We start from the raw sequence: 3073 nt of genomic DNA on the forward strand, positions 1-3073 counted from the left end.
AGCTTGCCGGTGCTACCCGTCGCACAAGACACAGCAGAAACTGAAGACATTCAGCTCACACCTGCTGTAAAAGCCAAAGCCCAGGAACTCAACAACAACCCGGTACAAATCTATAACTGGGTCAGAAACAACATCAGCTTCATCCCCAGCTATGGCTCTATCCAGGGCAGTGAACTGACATTACAAAACAAACGCGGCAACGCCTTCGACACCGCGAGTCTGCTGATTGCTCTGTACCGTGCAGCAGGTATTCCAGCCAGATACGTCTACGGCACAATTGATGTGCCAGCCGACAAAGTCATGAACTGGGTCGGGGGCGTCACCAAAGTCGAAGCGGCACAAAGTTTATTAGGGCAGGGCGGCATCCCTAATACGGGCCTCACAAACGTAGGAAAAATCGTAGCGCTACGCATGGAACACGTGTGGGTAGAAGCCTTTGTCGACTACTTTCCAAGCCGTGGTGCGATCAATAAGAATCCGAGTACTTGGGTGCCGATGGATGCCAGTTTTAAGCAATATACTTTTACCAAAGGCATGGACATCAAAGGCAATGTTCCACTTAACAGCCAGAACCTGCTCAGCCAAATCCAGCAAGGTGCTACGGTCAATGAAGCAGGTGGTTATGTACAAAACCTGAATCAGAACAACCTGCAAACACAACTCAATGCTTATCAAAGCCAGGTTAAAACCTATATTGACAGTCAAAAAACCAATGCCACGGTAGGCGATGTGCTTGGCACGCAAACCATCAAAACAGAAAATAGCAGCGTCCTCATGGGGAGTCTGCCTTACCGCATAGTCACTACGGCGAACAATTTCCAGGTATTGCCAGACAATCTGCGTTGGAAGTTCAAAACCAACCTGTACGCTGCGGACGGTATCAGCACCGGTGACGACGCTATGATAGAGCTGAATCAAAGTACCGCCAAATTGGCTGGTAAAAAGATTACCCTCAGCTTCATCCCTGCGACCAAAGCAGATCAGGATCTGATCAACAGCTATTTACCCAAAGCACACGCTGACGGTAGCCCGATGCAGCCAAGTGAACTACCCAAGTCTTTACCCGGCTACCTGCTCCACATGAAAGGCGAAATCAGAGTAGATGGCCAAGTTGTTGCCACGACCACCAGCAGCTTTACTATGGGCAGTACGGTCAAGCAGCAGAATCAGTATTTTGATCCCGGTACAGGTACTTGGAGGGGAGGCGACGATAATGATATTACCGTCGGTGAGTATGATGCGATCGGCTTGGATCTACAGGGGATAGGTGCTCAGCAGTTAAATGATCTGCGTGACAGAATGACGTCTACCAAGGCTAAGCTAGAACAGTTCCAATTGAATCCAAATGACCTAGCGCCAATCAATGGGGTGACTAAAGAAGTTTTGACAGGCGATTTAGTCTATACGGGTATCCTAGGATACTTTGCTCAAGTGGATGTCAGTGACAAACTGATTGCGCGCACCAATGGGGAAATTATTAATTACCGATTGCCCAGCTATGGACGTTTCATTGCAACAACCCAGGCACATTATTTCTTCGGTATCGTTAAAAGTGTCAATTTTCCCGGTGTGATGATGGATGTGGATAATTTGCGCTATCAAATCGAGTCAAGGGATTCGGATTTATCGAAACGTATTAACTTTATGCGCGCAGCTGGAGCAGCAGGGTCATCTGCTGAACATGCTGTGCCAGAGTTGATTTTTAGCAATCTAAACCTTGCTGCGACCGGCGCCACACAACCACAAGCCGTATCTGCAATAAAAGCTTTGACAGTAGCAGCGAGTGAAGGACAAAAAATCTATACCTTAAATCAGAGTAATCAACGAATACATTCTACGGTCCTTCAAAGTCTTCAAGTCGGCACGGATGTAAAGATGGAAATTTCGGATGCCTTGGTAGCGGGTAAAGAAGTAACTATTCATGAGAAAGACATTACTGTAAATGGTTGGACTGGGAACGGATATATCATTTTCGATTCTGATACTGGTGCAGGTGCATATAAAATTGCTGGCGGTGCGAACGGAGCTATTCTATTTTTGTCCGGACTTGTGTTACTCATATTTTTGATTGCAGCGATTGCAGGCGCTGTGCCCTTGACCGTACTCTGGGGTAGCGCAGCTGCAGCTAACATGTCATTCGGTATGGCTGCAAGTCTTAGTGCACTTGCGAGTATTTCAATGGGGTTAGGTATCGCTGATATTTATGGATATGACCTTTTAGCCACTAAATTTGGGCCTGCTTTCGTTAGCGCATCCTTAGGAGCTGCGGGCGCTGTTCTTGGGAGTATTTGTGCACTGATAGTTGTATTTGCATTCCTATTTAAAGACATCCTATTAGCGCTATAGTGCTCTTATATTTTAGATAGTTTAAATGGGGAGAGATATTGTGATTTATGCTTGGCTGATATTGCTTGTTGCAATAGTGATAAATTATTGGATGCATTTTTACTATAAACGATTGCGTCCGATGACAAACTGGTTTGGACTTGCAATTTGTCAGGTTTTTATTGTTAAGGAATTTTTGATTGTTATAAAATGCGGAAAACAATTTGAAAATTTATCTTGGCTGGCAGTGATTTGGGCTGTGGTATTTTTCATTTTTCCATTTTTTTATCTGAAGATAGTAGATAAGTCGTTAATGATACAGAGGTATCAATATGTGCTCTACTTTGGTTGCTCGACGTTGGTTTTATTTGCAGTGCTATATATGCAATATGTTCGCGTGTTAAATACATCTTGTTCGTGAATTTAGATAGTAAAAAGTGTAACGCGGCAATATGCAATCCTCTAGTAGGGCAATGGAATGGACTCCTCCCCCTACTGCAGCCAATGTGTCAAACTGATGAGTCGCCAAAAACAAGTCAGTTCATCGAGGAGAAGTCCAAGTGAATATTACGCGAATCGGGATAGACATAGAAAAACAAGTTTTTCACATTCACGGCGTAGTCCTGAAAAAATAGTGAAGACCTGTTATGAAGATTCGCCAAACCTTGTTCCAGCGTAGCGTTGCCAGCATCGTCTTGCTGACGTTCAGCAGCCTGACTTTATACCCAGCTGGTGTCTCAGCGCAAGC

1 protein-coding gene is annotated in these 3073 nt (G+C 45.0%); it reads left to right on the forward strand.

The features are described from left to right. Nucleotides 1-2346 (forward strand): transglutaminase-like domain-containing protein (locus tag H8K47_RS17920; protein WP_186882714.1); only part of this gene is annotated, 2346 nt, incomplete at its 5' end. Nucleotides 2347-3073 lie beyond the last annotated feature (727 nt).

Source organism: Cognatundibacterium rugosum (assembly GCF_014284365.1).
In the GTDB taxonomy this organism is placed as follows: domain Bacteria; phylum Pseudomonadota; class Gammaproteobacteria; order Burkholderiales; family Burkholderiaceae_D; genus Undibacterium; species Undibacterium rugosum.